19 protein-coding genes are annotated in these 21,524 nt (G+C 57.3%); 14 read left to right on the top strand and 5 right to left on the bottom strand.

Annotation, left to right across the window (positions count from 1 at the left end):
* Window positions 1-78 precede the first annotated feature (78 nt).
* The 3 genes from modA to modC are packed head-to-tail and all read left to right on the top strand — an operon-like array spanning window position 79 to window position 2,602.
* Window positions 79-852: a molybdate ABC transporter substrate-binding protein gene (modA, locus tag L466_RS05590; RefSeq protein WP_014169202.1), complete on the top strand. Its 774-nt coding sequence runs from the start codon at window positions 79-81 to the stop codon at window positions 850-852.
* On the top strand, window positions 852-1,541 hold the full coding sequence (gene modB / locus L466_RS05595) for a molybdate ABC transporter permease subunit (protein WP_032681398.1): 690 nt from the start codon (window positions 852-854) through the stop codon (window positions 1,539-1,541). Before modA ends, modB begins: the two co-directional genes overlap by 1 nt.
* A 2-nt stretch (window positions 1,542-1,543) precedes the next feature.
* Window positions 1,544-2,602 carry a molybdenum ABC transporter ATP-binding protein ModC gene (modC, locus tag L466_RS05600; protein ID WP_020884945.1) on the top strand — a complete coding sequence of 353 codons (1,059 nt, stop codon included), beginning with the start codon at window positions 1,544-1,546 and terminating at the stop codon, window positions 2,600-2,602.
* Here the strand turns inward: modC and L466_RS05605 are convergent, their stop codons facing one another.
* Window positions 2,603-3,421, bottom strand: a complete 819-nt coding sequence (locus L466_RS05605; protein ID WP_025204641.1) for a pyridoxal phosphatase — start codon at window positions 3,419-3,421, stop codon at window positions 2,603-2,605.
* A gap of 140 nt (window positions 3,422-3,561) precedes the next feature.
* Between L466_RS05605 and pgl the strand changes: the two genes are divergently transcribed.
* On the top strand, window positions 3,562-4,557 hold the full coding sequence (gene pgl, locus L466_RS05610) for a 6-phosphogluconolactonase (RefSeq protein WP_014169206.1): 996 nt from the start codon (window positions 3,562-3,564) through the stop codon (window positions 4,555-4,557).
* Between the two features lie 91 nt (window positions 4,558-4,648).
* Here the strand turns inward: pgl and L466_RS05615 are convergent, their stop codons facing one another.
* Window positions 4,649-5,932: a putative acyl-CoA thioester hydrolase gene (locus L466_RS05615; protein WP_014169207.1), complete on the bottom strand. Its 1,284-nt coding sequence runs from the start codon at window positions 5,930-5,932 to the stop codon at window positions 4,649-4,651.
* A 224-nt stretch (window positions 5,933-6,156) separates the two neighbouring features.
* Here L466_RS05615 and hutI point away from each other — a divergent pair, with 224 nt between their 5' ends.
* From hutI to hutH, 5 genes are all read left to right on the top strand, one after another.
* A complete protein-coding gene (hutI, locus tag L466_RS05620; RefSeq protein WP_032681397.1) occupies window positions 6,157-7,380 on the top strand; it encodes an imidazolonepropionase in 1,224 nt (407 codons plus the stop codon).
* Complete coding sequence (hutG, locus tag L466_RS05625) at window positions 7,377-8,315, top strand: formimidoylglutamase (protein WP_032681396.1); 939 nt, start codon at window positions 7,377-7,379, stop codon at window positions 8,313-8,315. Before hutI ends, hutG begins: the two co-directional genes overlap by 4 nt.
* 19 nt (window positions 8,316-8,334) lie before the next feature.
* Entirely contained in the window at window positions 8,335-9,069 is a 735-nt protein-coding gene (locus L466_RS05630; RefSeq protein ID WP_014169210.1) for a histidine utilization repressor, read from the top strand.
* Window positions 9,070-9,205: 136 nt separating this feature from the next.
* Window positions 9,206-10,891 carry a urocanate hydratase gene (gene hutU / locus L466_RS05635; RefSeq protein ID WP_020884940.1) on the top strand — a complete coding sequence of 562 codons (1,686 nt, stop codon included), beginning with the start codon at window positions 9,206-9,208 and terminating at the stop codon, window positions 10,889-10,891.
* Window positions 10,891-12,411, top strand: coding sequence for a histidine ammonia-lyase (hutH, locus tag L466_RS05640; RefSeq protein ID WP_032681395.1), 1,521 nt, complete (start codon window positions 10,891-10,893; stop codon window positions 12,409-12,411). The genes hutU and hutH overlap by 1 nt, the downstream gene beginning before the upstream one ends.
* Window positions 12,412-12,454: 43 nt before the next feature.
* Here hutH and L466_RS05645 read toward each other — a convergent pair whose 3' ends face one another.
* Both L466_RS05645 and bioA read right to left on the bottom strand, forming a co-directional pair.
* The gene (locus L466_RS05645) at window positions 12,455-12,931 is read right to left on the bottom strand and encodes a kinase inhibitor (RefSeq protein WP_014169213.1); all 477 of its coding nucleotides are present in this window, start codon (window positions 12,929-12,931) and stop codon (window positions 12,455-12,457) included.
* A gap of 72 nt (window positions 12,932-13,003) precedes the next feature.
* Window positions 13,004-14,311 carry an adenosylmethionine--8-amino-7-oxononanoate transaminase gene (gene bioA, locus L466_RS05650; RefSeq protein ID WP_050594883.1) on the bottom strand — a complete coding sequence of 436 codons (1,308 nt, stop codon included), beginning with the start codon at window positions 14,309-14,311 and terminating at the stop codon, window positions 13,004-13,006.
* Window positions 14,312-14,379: 68 nt separating this feature from the next.
* On the opposite strand from bioA, the gene bioB reads away from it, so the two are divergent.
* Genes bioB through bioD form a run of 4 tightly spaced genes read left to right on the top strand, consistent with a single transcriptional unit; the run spans window position 14,380 to window position 18,007 of the window.
* Entirely contained in the window at window positions 14,380-15,420 is a 1,041-nt protein-coding gene (bioB, locus tag L466_RS05655; RefSeq protein ID WP_014169215.1) for a biotin synthase BioB, read from the top strand.
* Window positions 15,417-16,574 (top strand): 8-amino-7-oxononanoate synthase, encoded by a 1,158-nt coding sequence (gene bioF, locus L466_RS05660; RefSeq protein ID WP_032681393.1) that lies wholly within the window; start codon window positions 15,417-15,419, stop codon window positions 16,572-16,574. Before bioB ends, bioF begins: the two co-directional genes overlap by 4 nt.
* Window positions 16,558-17,313 carry a malonyl-ACP O-methyltransferase BioC gene (gene bioC, locus L466_RS05665; RefSeq protein WP_032681392.1) on the top strand — a complete coding sequence of 252 codons (756 nt, stop codon included), beginning with the start codon at window positions 16,558-16,560 and terminating at the stop codon, window positions 17,311-17,313. Before bioF ends, bioC begins: the two co-directional genes overlap by 17 nt.
* On the top strand, window positions 17,306-18,007 hold the full coding sequence (gene bioD / locus L466_RS05670; RefSeq protein WP_032670604.1) for a dethiobiotin synthase: 702 nt from the start codon (window positions 17,306-17,308) through the stop codon (window positions 18,005-18,007). Before bioC ends, bioD begins: the two co-directional genes overlap by 8 nt.
* Here the strand turns inward: bioD and L466_RS05675 are convergent.
* Window positions 17,970-18,692: an ABC transporter ATP-binding protein gene (locus tag L466_RS05675; protein WP_014169219.1), complete on the bottom strand. Its 723-nt coding sequence runs from the start codon at window positions 18,690-18,692 to the stop codon at window positions 17,970-17,972. The two genes, bioD and L466_RS05675, sit on opposite strands and share 38 nt — an antisense overlap.
* A gap of 751 nt (window positions 18,693-19,443) precedes the next feature.
* Between L466_RS05675 and uvrB the strand changes: the two genes are divergently transcribed.
* Window positions 19,444-21,459 carry an excinuclease ABC subunit UvrB gene (gene uvrB, locus L466_RS05680; RefSeq protein WP_020884934.1) on the top strand — a complete coding sequence of 672 codons (2,016 nt, stop codon included), beginning with the start codon at window positions 19,444-19,446 and terminating at the stop codon, window positions 21,457-21,459.
* The last annotated feature ends 65 nt before the right edge of the window (window positions 21,460-21,524 follow it).

Below are 21,524 nucleotides of genomic sequence, written 5' to 3'. Positions count from 1 at the left end.
GGTACGATTTAGCGCTGGGATCTCCCCGGAGTTACCGTTATATTAGTGTGTATATAACGATACTCACAGGAGCTACAAATGGCACGTACATGGGTACGCCTTTTCGCAGGGGCAACGCTGACACTTTCGCTGAGCGGACACGCGCTGGCTAACGAGGGTAAAATTACCGTCTTTGCGGCGGCGTCGTTGACTAACGCGATGCAGGATATCGCGACAGCGTATAAAAAAGAGAAGAACGTCGAGGTGGTCTCCTCTTTTGCTTCTTCATCGACGCTGGCACGTCAGATTGAAGCGGGAGCGCCGGCCGATCTGTTCATCTCTGCAGACCAGAAGTGGATGGATTACGCGGCTGAAAAGAAATCGATTGATGCGACAACCCGCGAAACATTGCTGGGGAATAGCCTCGTCGTGGTGGCGCCGAAAGCCAGTAAGCAAGGCGAAATCACTATCAACAACGAGACCCCCTGGACCCGGTTGCTGAACGGAGGACGCCTGGCCGTTGGCGATCCGGAGCATGTACCGGCGGGGATCTACGCCAAAGAAGCATTGCAAAAACTGGGTGCCTGGGAGACGTTATCGCCCACACTGGCTCCGGCTGAAGATGTGCGCGGTGCTCTGGCGCTGGTTGAACGTAATGAAGCGCCGTTGGGGATAGTCTACGGGTCGGACGCCGTCGCCAGTAAAGGGGTGAAAGTGGTTGGTACGTTCCCGGAAGACTCCCACAAGAAAGTGGAATATCCTGTTGCGATTGTTGATGGACATAAAAATGCGACCGTGACGGCCTTCAGCGAATACCTGAAGGGACCCGAAGCGTCCGCAATCTTTAAACGTTACGGATTTACGACTCACTAATGATATTGACCGATCCTGAATGGCAGGCTGTCCTGCTGAGCCTGAAAGTCTCTTCCCTGGCGGTTGCGCTGAGTTTGCCCTTTGGGATCTTCTTTGCCTGGTTACTGGTTCGCTGTAAGTTTCCCGGCAAAGCCCTGCTGGATAGCGTTCTTCATCTTCCCCTCGTGTTGCCACCGGTGGTGGTTGGCTACCTGCTGCTGGTGTCGATGGGGCGGCGCGGTTTTATTGGCGAATGGTTATATGACTGGTTTGGGCTGACGTTTGCGTTTAGCTGGCGAGGGGTGGTACTGGCGGCGGCGGTGATGTCATTCCCGCTGATGGTCAGGGCCATTCGCCTGGCGCTGGAAGGGGTTGATATCAAACTGGAACAGGCTGCCCGCACGCTGGGTGCCGGGCGCTGGCGCGTCTTTTTCACCATCACGCTCCCGCTTACGCTGCCGGGCATTATTGTCGGCACGGTACTGGCGTTCGCCCGCTCGCTGGGTGAGTTTGGTGCCACGATTACCTTTGTGTCGAATATCCCCGGTGAGACGCGAACGATCCCGTCAGCAATGTACACCCTGATTCAGACGCCGGGTGGAGAAGGTGCCGCGGCGCGGCTGTGCATTATCTCAATTGTGCTGGCGCTGGTCTCGCTGCTGGTTTCGGAATGGCTGGCGCGACTCAGTCGCGAGCGGATGGGGAAATAGTCATGCTCGAACTTCAGTTCACCCAGACGCTGGGAAATCATACCCTGACCCTTAACGAGACGCTGCCTGCGAGCGGCATTACCGCCATCTTTGGCGTATCTGGTGCAGGGAAAACCTCATTGATCAATGCCATCAGCGGACTGACGCGGCCGCAGTCCGGACGGATTGTGCTCAACGATCGTGTCTTAAACGACGTTGAGAACAAAATTTACCTGGCACCGGATAAGCGGCGAATTGGTTATGTTTTTCAGGATGCGCGATTATTTCCGCATTACAGCGTGCGCGGTAATCTTCGCTACGGCATGGCCAAAAGCATGGCCGCGCAATTTGATAAGCTGGTGGCGCTGCTGGGCATTGAGTCACTGCTGGACCGGCTCCCTTCATCGCTTTCTGGTGGTGAAAAACAGCGCGTGGCGATAGGCCGCGCGTTGCTCACCGCGCCAGAACTGCTGTTGCTCGACGAACCGCTGGCCTCGCTGGATATTCCGCGAAAACGTGAACTGCTGCCCTATCTTCAGCGCCTTGCGCGTGAAATCAATATCCCGATGCTCTACGTCAGCCACTCGCTGGATGAGATCCTGCATCTGGCCGATAAAGTGCTGGTACTGGAAGAGGGCAGCGTTAAGGCATTCGGTAATCTGGAAGAGGTGTGGGGCAGCAGCGTGATGCACCCGTGGTTACCGAAGGAGCAGCAGAGCAGCATCCTTAAGGTGAGCGTGCTGGAACATCACCCGCATTATGCGATGACCGCACTGGCGCTGGGCGACCAGCATTTGTGGGTCAACAAAATCGACAAACCGCTGCAGTCTGCGTTGCGTATACGTATTCAGGCTTCAGATGTATCTCTGGTGCTGCAAGCGCCGCTGCAGACCAGTATTCGCAATATCCTGCGCGCGAAAGTGGCGGAGTGTTTTGATGATAACGGACAGGTTGAGGTAAAGCTCGAGGTGGGCAGCAAGACGCTCTGGGCGCGCATCAGTCCGTGGGCCAGAGATGAGTTAGGGATCAAGCCTGGCCTGTGGCTTTACGCACAAATCAAGAGCGTCTCCATCACCACCTGATTACAGCAGGTGGGTATAAATATACTGCGCGATGCTGTCGGTGGTGTTATCACCAATCACGACATTAGCACGCGCTTTTACCGCATCGTCGGCGTTGCCCATTGCCACGCCTGTACCGGCGGCCTCCAGCATGCTGATGTCGTTGTAGTTATCGCCAAAGGCAATCACATCCTGCATTGACCCGCCCTGAGACTCCACGAACTGTGTCAGACGTTTGCCTTTGCTGTTGCCTTTGCGGGCGATATCGACCTGGTCGTGCCAGGACCACTCGCACTCCAGACCCAGCGTTTGTTCAACGTGCGTCGCGAAGGCATTCAGTTTGGTGGTATCTTCATCCGTCAGCGCAAATTTCCAGATAGCATCGACATCCTGAGCCGCCTGGCGCAGGGAGGAAACCTGGGTAAAGACCGGACGCTGCGCTTCAGGCAGAGACAATGCCCAGTTGCTGGTGCGGATCACGTGGCCTGTCGGACGTTCATACACCATTGCGTTATCCACGTACATCAGGCCGTGAATGGCATGCTCATCAAGCAGATCAATCAATTGCAGCGCCTGAGGCACGGGCAGCGGATCGGATTCTAAAACCTTTTTTGCCTGATAATCATACAAATAAGTGCCATTACAACAAATTGCAGGTGTATCTAACGCCAGTGCCTGATAAAAAGGATGAATGGCAACGTGATGTCGACCCGTTACGATAAGGAGTTGATATCCCACTTCCTGCGCGCGTTTGAGTGCTTCAAGGGAAGAGGGGAGAAGGGTTTTCTGCGGAGTAAGTAAGGTACCGTCTAAATCCAGAGCTATTACACGCGAGGTCATTTGTTTTTCCGGGTTAATATTGAATTTACGTTCTGAAGGGATGGTACACCGAGAGGCAAAGGCTTCAAAATTCCCGATGACAATTCAGCATTCACCGTCAAAAGTTAACTACTTTCATGCGCAGTGAGGAGTGAATATTCATGAAACAAACCGTTTATACCGCCAGTCCTGAAAGCCAGCAGATCCACGTCTGGCGTTTAAATACCGAGGGTACCCTCACGCTGGTTCAGGTTGTTGATGTGCCAGGTCAGGTGCAGCCGATGGTTATCAGCCCGGATAAACGTTTCTTGTACGTGGGTGTGCGCCCGGAGTTTCGCGTGCTGGCCTACCGCATCTCGCCGGACGACGGCGCGCTGACTTACACTGCGGAAGCACCTTTACCGGGCAGCCCAACGCATATCTCTACCGATCGCAAAGGCAACTTCATCTTCAGCGGCTCTTACAATGCCGGCTGTGTCAGCGTAACGCGTCTGGAAGCGGGCCTACCGGTTGAAACCGTGGAGGTGGTTGACGGGCTGGAAGGTTGCCACTCGGCGAATATTTCTCCGGATAACCGTACGCTGTGGGTCCCTGCGCTGAAACAGGATCGTATCTGCCTGTTTACCCTGAGCGATGACGGTCACCTGGTGGCGCAGAATCCTGCAGAAGTGACCACCGTTGAGGGCGCGGGCCCGCGCCATCTGGTGTTCCACCCGAACCAGCAGTACGCCTATGTGGTGAACGAGCTAAACAGTTCTGTGGACGTATGGGAACTGAAAGATCCTAACGGCAAGATTGAGTGCGTGCAGACGCTGGATATGATGCCGTCTGACTTCTCTGACACCCGCTGGGCGGCTGATATTCACATCACACCGGATGGGCGTCATCTGTATGCCTGCGACCGTACCTCCAGCCTGATTACGGTATTCAGCGTTTCCGAAGACGGTAGCGTGCTGGCGATTGAAGGTTTCCAGCCTACCGAAACCCAGCCACGCGGGTTTAATATCGATCACAGCGGTAAATACCTGATTGCGGCGGGGCAAAAATCCCACCACATCGCGCTATACGAAATCAAAGGTGCGCAGGGGCTGCTGGAAGAGAAAGGGCGTTACGCCGTCGGCCAGGGGCCAATGTGGGTGGTGGTAAACGCACACTAAAAGGCTTAAAACAAAAAACCTCGCAAATGCGAGGTTTTTTTATGCCCGGTGGGTGCCGGGCGAGTACAGCAAAAGACATCAACGCATTCTTTTATTGCTTAGGCTCAGCAACCACTTTGCTGCCCAGACCGCGGTTGTTGTATTCCCACATGCGGTTGAAGTTAGCGTCATTCAGGTTGCGCTGCACGTTACCTTTATCATCCACGCTACCGGTATTGCCGGAGAAAGGACGTTTGGAGATAGCGGCATCGGCCCATGGCTTAGCCATGTTGAAACCTTCGTTGATCACGCTGTCACGAATAACAACCTGACCGTTGGTGGCAGAGTCCACATCCAGCGAGCGGCCCAGCTGCGCGACGCCGTCACCGGACGCGTTAAAGCGGCTGTTAACGGCCAGGAAGCCGTAGAACAGGTTAGATTGCGTGGCAGGGGCAAACACATAACCTTCCTGCTGAGTGCGTGAATTCACCACGCGGAAATCGGTGTTCTCAAACACCACCGCGCCGCGACCGGAGACCAGATCCACGTCACCTTCAACGTAGCTGTTAGTGACCAGCGTACGGGTCAGACGGTTATTCTGCAGCGTGTTCTGAACACCGCTGTTCGTCACGAAGAAGGTGTTCTGACGGCCGAGAATATTCACGTTGTTGATCTGCACTTTATCGCCATCGCTACGCAGTGCAACGGCCTGGTGGTTACCCGCATCAACGCTATCGCCCAGGGTATTCTGAATGGTCAGGTTCTGCAGCTGCAGGCCATTATTCTGAGACCAGACGACCGCCGAACACATCACGCCGATGGTAGCTGCACGCTTGCTCTGGCAGTTGTCAAACATGTACCACGCCGGTTTGCCTGGCATGTATTTACCCGCCGGGTTGACCAGGCGACGCCAGGTGTTGCTGTCGATTTCAGAATCAATCGCCAGACCAATTTTCACGTCGACCGCTTTCTCGCCTGTCCCGTAAAGGGTGATGCTGCCCGGTGCTGCCGGAACGTAAACGGTGCCTTCATATTCCCCAGGCAGGATCGCGATGTACTGGCGAGAGGCGCTGTGTTTGGTGATAGCCGCGTCAACCGCAGCCTGAATCGTCGTGTGCGTCACGCCCTGCGTGCCTGCCGGACCGACAACGAAGTCAGGTTGTTTCGGCAGGTTAATAGAAGACGGTGTCCACGGCGCAGCGTTAGGGTCCATCGCCGAGAAGTAGTGTGCACGGTCAAAGTTCTTCGCTTCATCAGCGGACAAAATTGGGCGAGAGGCGGTACCCGGTGCAACCTGCTCAGAAGGCTGCTGGTCCGGTGGGGTAGAACTGCACGCGGATAATGTCACGCCAAAGGCGAGCGCTAACGCCAGACGGGAAATCCTGGAAATGTTCAAGGTAAAGCTCCTGGGTATGCAAGTCTTAACGGGATAGACGAAATAGCCTGCTTTTTTATACTAAGTTGAGCGAAACGGGAAGATAAAAAGGGTAAAAGATGCATTTTTTACCCGCGGGAGGCGGGAAAGTCATCACAAATAAATAACATTTTCCGCCAGAGCGGTTGACAGCAGGGGGCAGATGAAAATAAATGTCTATACAACCCATGACAAGTGGAATGCCCATGCAGCAGCTTCATCCCGACGATGTAATATGGCGCAATGCGCGACTGGCGACAATGATCCCGGACGACAGCACGCCTTATGGCCTGAAAGCGCAGCACGCCCTGGTGGTGCGCGGCCAGACGATTCTGGCCGTTATTCCCGAATCCGACATCCCTTCCGGCCACCGTCACTGTGTCGATCTGCACGGTCGTCTGGTCACGCCCGGGCTGATTGACTGCCATACCCACCTGGTGTTCGGTGGCGATCGTGCGGCAGAGTGGGAGCAGCGTCTGAACGGCGTCTCTTATCAAACCATCAGCGCGCAGGGCGGCGGGATTAACGCGACCGTGACGGCGACGCGGAGCAGTTCGCCCGAGACCCTGCTCAGGCTGGCGCAACAGCGTCTGCAGCGGCTGATCGATGAAGGGGTGACCACGGTTGAAATCAAGTCGGGATATGGTCTCAACGCCGAAGCGGAAGAGAAGATGCTGCAGGTCGCCCGCCAGCTGGGCCAGAACAATCCGGTAGAGATCAGCCCAACGCTTCTGGCTGCGCATGCGGTTCCGGCGGAATACCGCCACGACGCGGACGCGTATCTCACCAGGGTGTGCGAGCAGATGATGCCCACGCTGTGGCAAAAAGGCTTATTCGAAGCCGTGGATGTCTTTTGCGAAAACGTCGGCTTCACGCCAGCGCAAACCGAGCGGCTTTTCCGCGCTGCCACTGCCCTGGGGATTCCGGTCAAAGGACACGTGGAACAGCTTTCAAATCTTGGCGGCGCGGCGCTGGTCAGCCGCTTTAAGGGGCTTTCCGCCGATCATATTGAATATCTTGACGACGCCGGTGTTCAGGCGATGGCGCACAACGGCACGGTTGCGGTATTACTGCCGGGGGCGTTCTATTTTCTTCAGGAGCGCCAGCGTCCGCCGGTTGAACAGCTCAGAAAAGAGGGCGTTCCCATGGCTGTCGCCACCGACTATAACCCCGGCACCAGCCCGTTCGCGAGTATTCATCTCGCGATGAATATGGCCTGCGTGCAGTTTGGCCTGACGCCTGAAGAGGCCTGGGCTGGCGTGACGCGACATGCTGCCCAGGCGCTGGGACGCGGGGCCACGCACGGGCAGCTGCAGGCTGGATTCGTGGCTGACTTTGTCGTCTGGGATGCACATCACCCGGTCGAAATGGTCTACGAGCCCGGACGTAATCCGTTGTATCAACGTATTTTCCGTGGGGAGAGCGTATGAGACTCTGGCGGCCGGTTGCCGAGACCGTCTGGCAGGGGCGTGACGACAGCGCCGAGGCCAGCAATGCAAAACGTATTTTTCAGACCCTACGACAGATGCCGGTATTTACTCCTCAGTCGTCCGGCATCGCTTTGATAGGGTTTGAATGTGATGAAGGGGTAAAACGCAATCAGGGCAGGCCCGGCGCCGTACAGGCCCCGGAGGTGCTTCGCAAAGCGCTGGCGAACATGGCAAGTCATCATGGACATGACCGGCTGGTGGATATGGGGTCGGTGTATGTCGAGGGCGATAATCTGGAAGCGGCTCAGCGGGCGTTAAGCGATGCCGTGCAGGCCTGCCAGCAGTCCGGCATGCGTACGCTGGTTTTTGGCGGGGGACACGAGACCGCCTGGGCGCATGGCCGCGGGGTTCTGGATGCTTTCCCGAACGCGCGCGTGGTGGTGATAAACCTGGATGCACACCTTGATCTGCGCAAGGCGGAGCATGCGACCTCCGGCACGCCGTTTCGTCAGCTGGCACACTACTGTGCGGAACAGACGCGCGATTTTCAGTATGCCTGCCTGGGCGTCAGCCGGGCGGCGAACACGCAGGCGCTGTGGGATGAAGCTGAGCGACTAAACGTCACGCTGGTGGAAGATCTTCATTTCAGGCGAGATGCGTTATCGGCTCTGGACAAGATTCTGGCCCAGGCCGACCGCGTTTACCTCACCATTGACCTCGATGTTTTGCCTGCTGGCGAAATGCCAGCCGTCTCAGCGCCCGCGGCGTTAGGGGTACCCGCGCTGGATCTTCTGCCGGTGATTGAACACATCTGCCGCAGTGGAAAACTGCAGGCTGCCGATCTGGTAGAATTTAACCCGCAGTACGATCGGGACGGACAGGGGGCAAAGCTTGCCGCTCGTCTGGCCTGGCAAATTGCTCACTGGTGGGCATAACAACGTTTAAGGAGTCAGGATGTTTTCACGCTCACCGCTGTCGCAGTCCAGCCCTCCCGCGCCTTTCTATGAAAAGGTGAAGCAGGCCATCAGCGAAAAAATCGCAACCGGCGTCTGGCGGCCGCACGATCGCATTCCGTCCGAGGCCGAACTGGTCGCACAGTTTGGTTTTAGCCGAATGACCATCAACCGGGCGCTGCGCGAGCTGACCGATGAGGGCCTTCTGGTGCGTCTGCAGGGGGTCGGAACCTTCGTTGCGGAGCCGAAAGGGCAATCAGCGCTGTTTGAGATCAGAAGTATTGCCGATGAGATAGCCTCGCGTAACCATCAGCACCACTGTGAAGTGCTGGTGCTCGAAGAGACACAGGCCAGCGCTGAGCAGGCCGTGGAGCTGAATGTCAAAGAGGGAAGCCGCATCTTTCATTCCGTGATGGTGCATTATGAAAACGACATCCCGGTGCAGATTGAAGATCGCTGCGTGAACGCCGATCGGGTGCCCGAGTACCTGGATCAGGATTACACCCAGACCACACCGCATGCCTATCTTTCGCTCATCGCGCCGCTGACGGAAGGGGAACATATTGTGGAAGCGGTTCGCGCTACGCCGCAGGAGTGCGAACTGTTGCGGATCAAAGAGCACGATCCTTGCCTGCTCATTCGTCGCCGTACCTGGTCTTCGTCGCATATTGTGTCGCATGCCAGACTGCTGTTCCCGGGAAATCGATACCGGCTGCAGGGCCATTTCATGTCGTAAGGGTCATACGTTTTAAAAGCGTGATAGCTAACGCAATATAACAAAATTGTATCTTTTTTGTTAAATCTGACCTTGTGTGTGCTTGTCTATACAAGTATATCTGAATACATCATCTGTCCCGTATGAGGAGCACACAATGTCGTCAGGTAAATACCGCCAGCAGGATGTCCGCGCCGCGCGCGGCACCACACTTACCGCCAAAAGCTGGCTCACCGAAGCCCCGCTGCGCATGTTGATGAATAACCTCGATCCTGAGGTCGCGGAGAACCCCCACGAGCTGGTGGTGTATGGCGGCATAGGCCGCGCCGCGCGCAACTGGGAGTGCTATGACGCGATTGTTGAATCCCTGACTCATCTGGAACATGACGAAACCCTGCTGGTGCAATCCGGCAAACCGGTCGGCGTGTTCAAAACCCACAAGAATGCACCGCGCGTGCTGATCGCCAACTCTAACCTTGTCCCGCACTGGGCGACCTGGGAACACTTTAACGAGCTGGACGCCAAAGGGCTGGCGATGTATGGCCAGATGACGGCGGGAAGCTGGATCTACATCGGCAGTCAGGGGATTGTGCAGGGCACCTACGAAACCTTCGTGGAAGCCGGTCGTCAGCACTATAACGGTTCGCTGAAAGGTCGCTGGGTACTGACCGCCGGTCTGGGGGGAATGGGGGGCGCACAGCCGCTGGCCGCGACCCTTGCCGGTGCCTGCTCCCTGAACATCGAATGTCAGCAGAGCCGCATTGATTTCCGACTGCGTACCCGTTACGTCGATGAACAGGCTGAAAACCTGGATGACGCGCTGGCACGCATCAAAAAATACACGTCAGAAGGCAAAGCGATGTCGATTGCGCTCTGCGGCAACGCGGCTGACATTCTCCCTGAACTGGTGGCCCGTGGTGTACGCCCGGATCTCGTCACTGACCAGACCAGCGCGCACGACCCCCTTCACGGCTATCTGCCATCGGGCTGGACGTGGGAAGCGTACCAGCAAAAAGCCGAAAGTGACCCGGAAGGCACGGTGCTCGCCGCTAAACGTTCCATGGCGGAGCACGTGAACGCCATGCTGGCCTTTAGCCAGATGGGCATTCCGACATTTGATTACGGCAACAATATTCGCCAGATGGCGAAAGAGATGGGCGTGAGTAACGCCTTCGACTTCCCGGGGTTTGTGCCTGCCTATATTCGTCCGCTGTTCTGTCGCGGTATTGGCCCGTTCCGCTGGGTGGCCCTGTCCGGCGACCCGGAAGATATCTACAAAACCGACGCCAAAGTGAAGGAGATCGTCGCCGACGACGAACATCTGCACCACTGGCTGGATATGGCTCGCGAGCGCATTAACTTCCAGGGCTTGCCGGCGCGGATCTGCTGGGTCGGGCTGGAGTGGCGACAAAAACTGGGTCTGGCCTTTAACGAAATGGTGCGCAGCGGTGAAGTCTCCGCGCCGATTGTTATCGGACGCGACCATCTCGACTCGGGCTCTGTTGCCAGCCCGAATCGTGAAACCGAAGCCATGCGCGACGGCTCCGATGCCGTCTCCGACTGGCCACTGCTGAATGCCTTACTGAATACCGCCAGCGGGGCGACCTGGGTGTCGCTGCATCACGGTGGTGGCGTAGGAATGGGCTTCTCCCAGCACTCGGGAATGGTCATCGTGTGTGATGGTACGGATGAAGCGGCAGCGCGTATCGCTCGCGTGCTGCATAACGACCCGGCAACCGGCGTAATGCGCCACGCGGATGCCGGTTACGAGATTGCGATTGAATGTGCCAAAGAGCAGGGCCTGAACCTGCCGATGATCCCTGCCACACAAGGAAAGCATTAATGAACGCCTTAACCCTCACTCCCGGCTCACTGACGCTCAAACAGCTGCGTAACGTCTGGCGTCAACCGGTCACGCTCTCACTTGATGAAAGCGCCCACGCCGCGATTAACGACAGCGTTGCCTGCGTTGAAGCCATTATTGCCGAAGGACGTACCGCCTACGGCATCAACACCGGATTTGGTCTGCTGGCGCAGACGCGTATCGCCACGCACGATCTGGAAAATTTACAGCGCTCGCTGGTGCTTTCGCATGCGGCGGGTGTCGGTCAACCGCTGGATGATGACATTGTCCGCCTGATGATGGTGCTCAAAATCAACAGTCTGGCACGTGGGTTCTCCGGAATTCGCCTCAGCGTGATCGAGGCGCTGATGGCGCTGGTGAATGCGGAAGTCTATCCGTGGATCCCGGCAAAAGGTTCCGTCGGTGCATCCGGCGATCTTGCGCCGCTGGCCCATATGTCGCTGCTGCTGCTCGGTGAAGGTCAGGCTCGCTGGAAGGGCGAGTGGCTCCCTGCGAAAGAGGCGCTGAAAAAAGCCGGGTTAACCCCGATAACGCTGGCGGCGAAAGAAGGGCTGGCGCTGCTTAACGGGACCCAGGCCTCGACGGCGTTTGCGTTGCGTGGTCTGTTTGAAGCCGAGGATCTTTTCGCCTCCGCGGTCGTGTGCGGTGCGCTGACCACCGAGGCGGTGCTTGGCTCACGTCGTCCGTTTGACGCCCGTATCCACGAGGTGCGCGGCCAGCGCGGGCAGATTGACGCCGCGGCGATGTACCGTCACCTGCTGACCGAGACCAGCGATATTGCAGACTCTCACCATAACTGTGACAAGGTACAGGATCCCTATTCGCTTCGCTGTCAGCCCCAGGTGATGGGAGCCTGTCTGACGCAGCTCCGCCACGCGGCAGAAGTGCTGCTGGTGGAGGCGAATGCGGTGTCTGATAACCCGCTGGTGTTCGCTCAGGAAAACGAAGTGGTCTCCGGGGGGAATTTCCACGCCGAGCCTGTGGCGATGGTGGCGGATAATATCGCGCTGGCGATTGCGGAAGTAGGGGCCTTATCCGAACGTCGCATCGCGCTGATGATGGATAAACATATGTCCCAGCTGCCGCCGTTCCTGGTCCGCAACGGCGGGGTTAACTCCGGTTTTATGATTGCCCAGGTGACGGCCGCGGCGCTGGCGAGCGAGAATAAGGCCCTGTCGCATCCGCACAGCGTGGACAGTCTGCCAACGTCAGCGAACCAGGAAGATCATGTTTCTATGGCCCCGGCCGCCGGACGTCGTCTGTGGGAGATGGCCGCCAACACCCGCGGCGTGCTGGCGGTGGAATGGCTGGCCGCATGTCAGGGCGTTGATCTGCGTGAAGGTCTGACATCCAGCCCGCTGCTGGAACAGGCGCGTCATCTGCTGCGTGAACAGGTCGCGCATTACGATGATGACCGTTTCTTTGCGCCGGATATTGATAAAGCGATCGCGCTGCTGGAGAAGGGAAGCCTGGTGGGCTTACTGCCTTCGGTGCTCTAAGATTTGCCCGGTGGCCCGGACACGTTCAGGCCACCGGTTTTTTTTACGAATACATCGCCGTGATCGATGCGCTGCCCAGCGAATGAAAATGGACGTTAAAGCCGACCATTGCGCCACTCGCGCCCTCATCCACCTCAATCTTGTCCACATCCAGCGCGTGAACCGTGAAGATATAGCGGTGCGTTTCCCCTTTTGGCGGCGCGGCGCCACCGTAACCCGCTTTGCCAAAATCGGTTCGGGTCTGGATAGCGCCTTCAGGCAGCGCCACCAGGTCAGAGCCGGAACCTTGCGGCAGAACGCGCGTATCCGCAGGCAGGTTCGCCACTATCCAGTGCCACCACCCTGAGCCTGTAGGGGCATCCGGGTCATAGCAGGTGACAACAAAGCTTTTGGTTCCCGCCGGAACATCGTCCCACGCCAGATGCGGAGAGATATTATCCCCCTGATAACCCATGCCGTTAAAAACGTGGCGTTCAGGCAGTTTTTCCCCGTCGCGCAGATCTTTACTGATGATTTTCATACGATTTACCTCGGTACCCGATTATGCAAAAAGTGTAATGCATAAACAGAGTACCGACGTTAACGCTCAGGGTTAAATCGCAAAATGTGCGGGAATGTTAACGGCGTCAACTACCGCAGCCGTTAACTGACGTAGCTGAGCCGGCGAGATAACATAAGGCGGCATCAGATAGATAAGCTTGCCGAAAGGACGCACCCACACTCCCCGTTCCACGAAGAAACGCTGCAGCGCCGCCATGTTAACCGGATGGGTGGTCTCAATCACGCCGATGGCACCCAGCACGCGCACATCCGCCACGAATTCAGCCGCTGACGCTGCGCTCAGCTCCTGGCGAAGCTGCGCTTCAATCGTCGCGACCTGCGTTTGCCACTCGCCGCTCTCGAGAATGGCCAGGCTTTCGCTCGCCACCGCGCAGGCCAGTGGGTTGCCCATAAACGTTGGGCCGTGCATAAAGCAGCCCGCGTCGCCGTCGCTGATGGTGTCGGCAACGTGGCGCGTTGTCAGCGTGGCGGACAACGTCATGGTGCCGCCGGTCAGCGCTTTACCCAGACACAGAATATCCGGTGCGATCCCCGCATGCTCGCAGGCGAACAGCTTGCCGGTGCGGCCAAAGCCGGTGGCGATCTCATCGGCAATCAGCAGAATGCCTTCGCGATCGCACATCTTACGAATGCGCGTCAGCCATGCCGGGTGGTACATCCGCATCCCGCCTGCACCCTGCACAACCGGCTCAAGAATAACGGCGGCAATCTCATGGCGGTGGGCAGCCATCAGCCGCGCAAAACCGACCATGTCCATTTCATCCCACTCCCCGTCAAAACGGCTTTGCGGTGCCGGGGCAAAGAGGTTCTCTGGCAGATAGCCCTTCCACAGGCTGTGCATGGAGTTATCCGGATCGCACACCGACATCGCGCCGAACGTGTCGCCGTGATAGCCGTTGCGGAAGGTGAGGAACCGCTGGCGGGTCTCACCTCTGGCGTGCCAGTACTGCAGCGCCATTTTCATCGCCACTTCCACGGCAACAGAGCCGGAATCTGCAAGGAAAACGCACTCCAGCGGGGTCGGGGTCATCGCGACCAGACGCCGGCACAGGTCAACCGCAGGCTGATGGGTGATACCGCCAAACATCACGTGCGACATCTGGTCAATCTGCGCTTTCATCGCCGCATTCAGACGCGGGTGGTTATACCCGTGAATAGCCGCCCACCAGGATGACATGCCGTCCACAAGCGACTCACCGCTGCTCAGGGTCAGTTCGCACCCGTGAGCCGAGGCGACCGGGTAAACGGGGAGGGGGCGGGTAGTGGAAGTGTAAGGGTGCCAGATATGCTGCTTGTCGAAGGCGAGATCGTCCTGGGTCATAATCGACTTGTAAACCATTTTGAAAAGTTTTAGGTTTACGAGTATAAACCGATCTGAAAATTAACAAAACCCTTTGGAGAAGCCCCATGGCTCACCACGCACGCTGGACGATGTCGCAAGTTACTGAATTATTCAATAAACCTTTCCTTGAGCTGATGTTTGAAGCCCAACAGGTGCATCGTCAGCACTTCGATCCACGCCATGTGCAGGTCAGTACGCTGCTGTCGATCAAGACCGGCGCATGCCCAGAAGATTGCAAATACTGCCCGCAGAGTGCGCGCTATAAAACCGGGCTTGAATCTGAACGACTGATGGAAGTGGAGCAGGTGCTCGACTCTGCCCGTAAGGCGAAAAATGCAGGCTCAACCCGATTCTGTATGGGCGCGGCATGGAAAAACCCGCACGATCGCGACATGCCGTATCTGGAGCAGATGGTGAAAGGGGTGAAAGAGATGGGTCTGGAAGCCTGCATGACCCTTGGCACGCTGAACGAAGAGCAGGCGCAACGCCTTTCCGCGGCAGGGCTGGATTACTACAACCACAACCTCGACACCTCCCCTGAATTTTACGGCAATATCATCACCACGCGGACCTATCAGGAGCGTCTCGACACGCTGGATAAAGTGCGTGACGCCGGCATCAAAGTCTGTTCTGGCGGGATTGTGGGGCTGGGCGAGACGGTGAAAGACCGTGCGGGTCTTCTGCTGCAGCTGGCGAACCTGCCCACGCCGCCGGAAAGCGTGCCGATCAACATGCTGGTGAAAGTTAAAGGTACGCCACTGGCGGATAACGAAGACGTGGATGCATTTGATTTTATCCGCACCATTGCGGTGGCGCGTATTATGATGCCGACCTCCTACGTGCGCCTCTCGGCGGGTCGTGAGCAGATGAGCGAGCAGACGCAGGCGATGTGCTTTATGGCCGGGGCCAACTCCATCTTCTACGGCTGCAAACTGCTGACCACCCCGAACCCGGAAGAGGATAAAGACGTCCAGTTGTTCCGCAAGCTGGGGCTGAACCCGCATCAGACCGACGTCCTGACGGGGGATAACGAGCAACAGCAGCAGCTGGAGCAGCAGATTTTCAACGCCGATACTGACCAGTTCTACAACGCGGCAACCGTATGACCTGGCAGGCACGTATCCATTCCGCGCTCGAAGAACGGCGGGCGGCAGATGCCTTTCGCGTTCGCAACGTGGTAGAAAACGGCGCAGGCCGTTTTCTCACCCGCGAGGGCCGGCAGTTTTGCAATTTCTCCAGCAATGATTATCTCGGGCTGAGCCAGCACCCGGCAATCGTCCGCGCCTGGCAGCAGGGGGCGGAGCGGTTTGGCGTCGGCAGCGGCGGTTCGGGGCATGTCAGCGGCTACACCACGGCGCATCAGGCGCTGGAGGAGGCCCTTGCCGACTGGCTGGGGTATCCGCGTGCGTTGCTGTTCATTTCAGGTTTTGCCGCCAACCAGGCGGTCATCACCGCGCTAATGGGCAAGGACGACCGCATTGTTGCCGACCGCTTAAGTCACGCCTCGCTGCTGGAAGCGGCAAGTTTAAGCCCTGCGCAGCTCCGCCGCTTTGCCCATAACGATGCGGCTCAGCTTGCTGGTCTGCTCGATAAGCCCTGCACCGGACAGCAACTGGTGGTCACAGAAGGGGTGTTCAGCATGGACGGCGACAGCGCACCGCTGCGTCCGCTGCATGAGACGGCGCAGCGACAAAACGCCTGGCTGCTGGTTGATGATGCGCATGGTATTGGCGTGATGGGTGAGGAAGGGCGCGGTAGCATCCATCAGCAAAACGTGAAGCCGGAACTGCTGGTGGTGACTTTCGGGAAAGGTTTTGGCGTGAGCGGGGCGGCCGTGTTGTGCAGCGAGTCTGTCGCCGACTATCTGCTGCAGTTCGCCCGTCATCTCATTTACAGCACCAGTATGCCGCCCGCACAGGCCGTGGCGCTGTCTGCATCACTGGCGGTGATCCGCGGCGCTGAAGGCGCGGAACGACGGGCGCGTCTGGCTGAACATATCCGGCGTTTTCGCCAGGGGTTACGCCATCTCCCGTTCCAGAGCACCGATTCGCAGAGCGCAATCCAGCCGGTGATGGTGGGGGAAAACGGTCTGGCTCTCACGCTGGCGCAGACGCTTCGCGAGCGGGGGATATGGGTGACGGCTATTCGTCCACCAACCGTACCGCCAGGCACTGCCCGGCTGCGTCTGACGCTCACGGCGGCGCACGAAGCAGAGGATATCGAGGCACTTCTGGAGGCGCTGCATGACACCCGTGAATAAACAGGCGATCGCGGCGGCATTTGGCCGGGCCGCGCGCAGCTATTCGCAGCACGATGAACTCCAGCGTCAGAGCGCACAGGGGCTGCTTGCTTTACTCAACGAGACCCGGTTCTCTCAGGTGCTGGACGCCGGGTGTGGGCCGGGTGCCAATAGCCGACACTGGCGTGCGGCCGGCAGCGAGGTGACGGCTATCGATCTGTCGCCCGATATGCTCGAGGAGGCCCGTCAGCAGCAGGCCGCGCACCACTATCTGGTTGCCGATATTGAGTCCATTCCGCTGCCGGATGCGCGGTTTGATCTGGTCTGGAGCCATCTGGCGGTACAGTGGTGCAGTAGTCTCCCGCAGGCATTAAACGAGCTTTATCGCGTGGCGCGCCCGGGTGGATGCGTGGCCTTCACCACGCTGCTGGAAAGCTCTTTACCGGAGCTCAATCAGGCGTGGAAAGCGGTGGATGAACAACCTCACGCTAACCGTTTTTTGTCGTACGAGCAGGTCATCCACGCGCTGGCGGGATGGCGCTATCGCTGCGCTGAGCAGACCATTACGCTGAATTTCGACGATGCCTTCAGCGCCATGCGCTCCCTGAAGGGCATTGGTGCGACCCATCTGCATGCGGGGCGTGAAAAGAAACCTCTTACCCGCGGCCAGTTGCAGCGTCTTGAGCTGGCGTGGCCGCAGCAGCGGGGGCAGTTCCCGCTCTCATATCAACTTTTTCATGGGATTATTGAACGTGACTGAACGTTATTTTGTCACCGGAACAGATACCGAAGTGGGCAAGACGGTTGCCAGCTCAGCGCTGCTGCAGGCGGCGCGCATGCAGGGAAAAACCACCGCCGGATATAAGCCTGTCGCCTCCGGCAGCGAGATGACGGCGCACGGGTTACGCAATACCGACGCGCTGGCGCTCCAGCGCAACAGCACGCTTGAACTTGCCTATTCAGCGGTGAATCCGTACACCTTTGCCGAGCCCACCTCGCCGCATATTATCAGCGCCGATGAAGGTCGCCCGATTGATTTTGCCGTGCTTTCTGCCGGGTTACGCGCCCTTGAACGCCAGGCTGACTGGGTGCTGGTGGAGGGCGCCGGTGGCTGGTTTACGCCACTTTCGGCGGACCAGACCTTTGCTGACTGGGTGCAAATCGAGCAGCTGCCGGTAATCCTGGTGGTAGGGGTCAAACTCGGCTGTATCAACCATGCGATGCTGACTGCCCAGGCCGTTCAGCAGGCCGGGCTGCGCCTGGCCGGCTGGATAGCCAACGACGTGGTTGCGCCGGGCAGGCGACATCAGGAGTATCTGGCAACGCTGAAGCGGGTGCTTCCTGCGCCGTTTCTTGGGGAGATCCCGTGGCTGGCTGACACGGCCGGGTGCGCTGAAACCGGGCATTACCTCGATCTCAGCGTCTTGCCTCCAGCGACATCCAGTGGGCGATAAGCTCGTCATCCAGCTCGTTAACGTGGCCCTGGGCCACGTTACGCCCGCGATAGAGCATGCAAAAGCGCTCCGCAACCCGGCGGATAAACGACAGCTGCTGCTCAGCTAACAACACCGTCATTCCCAGTTCCCGGTTTAACCGCACCAGCAGCTGGCTCAGCTTCTGGGCGAAGCTGTGGCCCGCGCCATGCATCGGTTCATCCAGAATCAGCATCCGCGGACGGATGACCAGCGCATTGGCCAGCGCCAGCTGATACTGGTCGTCTGGCGAAAGCGTGTTGGCCCGGGTTTGTCGCAGCGCATAGAGTTCCGGAAAGAGGTCGTAAACGTCACTTTTCGCTTCAGGGTCAGGTTTCCCTGTCGCGCGCATGGCGATATGCAGATTTTCATCAATGGTTAACTGGGAGAAAATCCGCCTGTCCTGCGGGACATAGCCTATTCCCGGGCCAGCGAAGGGTTCTGGCGTCTGGCTAAGCAAATCTCGCGGCGGTGCACCGGCTTCGTGCCAGATGATGGTGCCGCTGTCGACAGGCACTTTCCCGGCGATGCAATTCATCAGGGTCGTTTTGCCCATCCCCGGCAGGCCAACAACGCCTGTACACATGCCTTTGGGAAAATCTAAATCCACGTTCCATAGCGTATGTTGGCTTCCGTAAAACTGGTTAACTGCACGCAGACTCAACATCTTTCTCTCCTTAAAAATCTGTGTGGATGAGGCTCATTGTGGGATGTGCAAAACTCCTGCCAGAAACCCTAAATTGATTAAAAAAGAGGCTTTTTTAGGAATTTGTCCTGGATAAGCGGTGTGTGATTGACCCCTTTGCACATCCGCAGTGCCGGACGTGATGAGTTGTGGTGCAGGGTTAAAATGGTGGAAATGTGAGCAAGATCGCATCGGTTGGTTATGAATGACACAACTGTTTATCAGCAAAAAATAGCTATAAAAAATTTTTGCTGCCGTTTCGTGGGAAAAGTCGGGAATTTGCTGAGCGGCGGTCTGCACGGGCTGGAAGCAGTTATCCACTATTCCTGTGGATAACCATGTGCATTAGAGTTAGAAAACACGCGATAAGCGAGAGAAGACGCGGGTTACGACCAAATTGGCGCGAAACGCGGCTTTAGAAAATATCGCTTAATATTTAATTGGTTAGATAAAAGCAATTGCCGTAATGAAAGTGTCACCTGTTGCCATAAAACTATCATTACCTGGCTTGACAAATGTTAAAAAAGAAAAAGTTCTGGGGATAACCCGTCCTGACTGGTGTTTTATGTTGTCACGGTCCAAATTTTGACCGCTATCGCGCTAATCACCCTGCCGGTACTCTAAATATCCTGACATGCTACTGGTTTTTCATCCAGTGTTTTTTACTGGCATTCCTGGCAGCAACGAGTAAAATTACTCACCTGCCGCTTATAACGTCATCAGGTTGTCGCCCATGAGTAAACCGTTCAAATTGAATTCTGCATTCCGTCCTTCCGGCGATCAGCCTGAGGCGATCCGACGTCTCGAAGAGGGGCTGGAAGATGGGCTGGCGCACCAGACGCTGCTGGGGGTAACCGGTTCGGGCAAAACGTTTACCATTGCCAACGTTATCGCCGATCTGCAGCGCCCCACGATGGTGCTGGCCCCAAACAAAACCCTGGCCGCTCAGCTTTACGGCGAGATGAAAGAGTTCTTCCCGGATAACGCCGTGGAATATTTTGTCTCCTACTACGATTACTACCAGCCTGAAGCGTATGTCCCGAGCTCTGACACCTTCATTGAGAAAGATGCCTCGGTGAACGAACACATTGAGCAGATGCGTCTGTCGGCGACGAAGGCGCTTCTTGAGCGTCGCGATGTGGTGGTGGTGGCGTCAGTGTCGGCTATCTACGGTCTGGGCGATCCGGATCTCTATCTCAAGATGATGCTGCACCTGACCCAGGGGATGATCATCGATCAGCGCGCTATTTTACGCCGTCTGACAGAGCTGCAGTACACCCGTAACGATCAGGCGTTCCAGCGCGGTACCTTCCGCGTGCGCGGCGAGGTGATTGATATCTTCCCGGCAGAGTCGGACGATATCGCCCTGCGCGTTGAGCTGTTTGACGAAGAGGTTGAACGCCTGTCGCTGTTTGACCCGCTGACCGGCCACGTCGAGTCGGTCGTTCAGCGCTATACCATCTACCCGAAAACGCACTACGTGACGCCACGCGAGCGTATCGTGCAGGCGATGGAAGAGATCAAAGTTGAGCTGGCAGACCGCCGTAAGGTGCTTCTGGCGAATAATAAGCTGCTGGAAGAGCAACGCCTGAGCCAGCGCACCCAGTTTGACCTGGAGATGATGAACGAGCTGGGCTACTGCTCCGGTATCGAAAACTACTCACGTTTCCTCTCCGGGCGTGGTCCGGGCGAGCCACCGCCGACGCTGTTTGACTATCTGCCGGCAGACGGTCTGTTGGTGATCGACGAATCTCACGTGACTATCCCGCAAATTGGCGGGATGTATCGCGGTGACCGGGCGCGTAAAGAGACGCTGGTGGAGTATGGTTTCCGTCTGCCATCTGCGCTGGATAACCGTCCCATGAAGTTTGAAGAATTTGAGGCGCTGGCACCGCAAACCATCTACGTCTCGGCTACGCCGGGCAACTACGAGCTCGAAAAATCGGGCGATGAGGTGGTTGACCAGGTGGTGCGTCCGACCGGGCTGCTGGATCCGATTATCGAGGTGCGTCCGGTCGCCACTCAGGTTGACGATCTGCTGTCAGAAATCCGTATCCGCGCGGCCATCAACGAGCGTGTGCTGGTAACGACGTTGACCAAGCGTATGGCGGAAGATCTCACCGAGTATCTTGAGGAGCACGGTGAGCGGGTGCGTTACCTGCACTCGGATATCGATACCGTCGAGCGTATGGAGATCATCCGCGACCTGCGTCTGGGCGAGTTTGACGTGCTGGTGGGTATCAACCTGCTGCGAGAAGGCCTGGATATGCCGGAAGTCTCGCTGGTGGCGATTCTGGATGCCGACAAAGAGGGCTTCCTGCGCTCTGAACGCTCCCTGATCCAGACCATTGGCCGTGCCGCGCGTAACGTTAACGGTAAAGCGATCCTTTACGGTGACAAAATTACCCCGTCAATGGCGAAAGCAATTGGCGAAACGGAGCGTCGTCGTGAGAAACAGCAGCGTTACAACGAAGAGCACGGTATTACGCCGCAGGGCCTGAACAAGAAAGTGGTGGATATTCTGGCGCTGGGTCAGAACATTGCGAAGACCAAAGCGAAAGGGCGCGGGAAAGCGCGTTCAGTGGTTGAGCCGGATACCGTCGAGCTGACGCCAAAAGCGCTGCAGCAGAAAATCCACGAACTGGAAGGGCAGATGATGCAGCATGCGCAGAACCTCGAATTCGAAGAGGCCGCGCAAATCCGCGACCAGCTGCATCAGCTGCGCGATCTGTTTATCGCCGCCTCCTAGGTAAAAGCAAAATGACAGCCGCAGGCTGTCATTTTTTTAGTGTTTGCACTCTCCTGTGGGAGAGT

The sequence above is a fragment of the Enterobacter sp. BIDMC 30 genome (genome assembly GCF_000534355.1).
In the GTDB taxonomy this organism is placed as follows: Bacteria; Pseudomonadota; Gammaproteobacteria; order Enterobacterales; family Enterobacteriaceae; genus Enterobacter; species Enterobacter ludwigii.
This window is presented reverse-complemented; position numbering and strand designations above follow the sequence as displayed.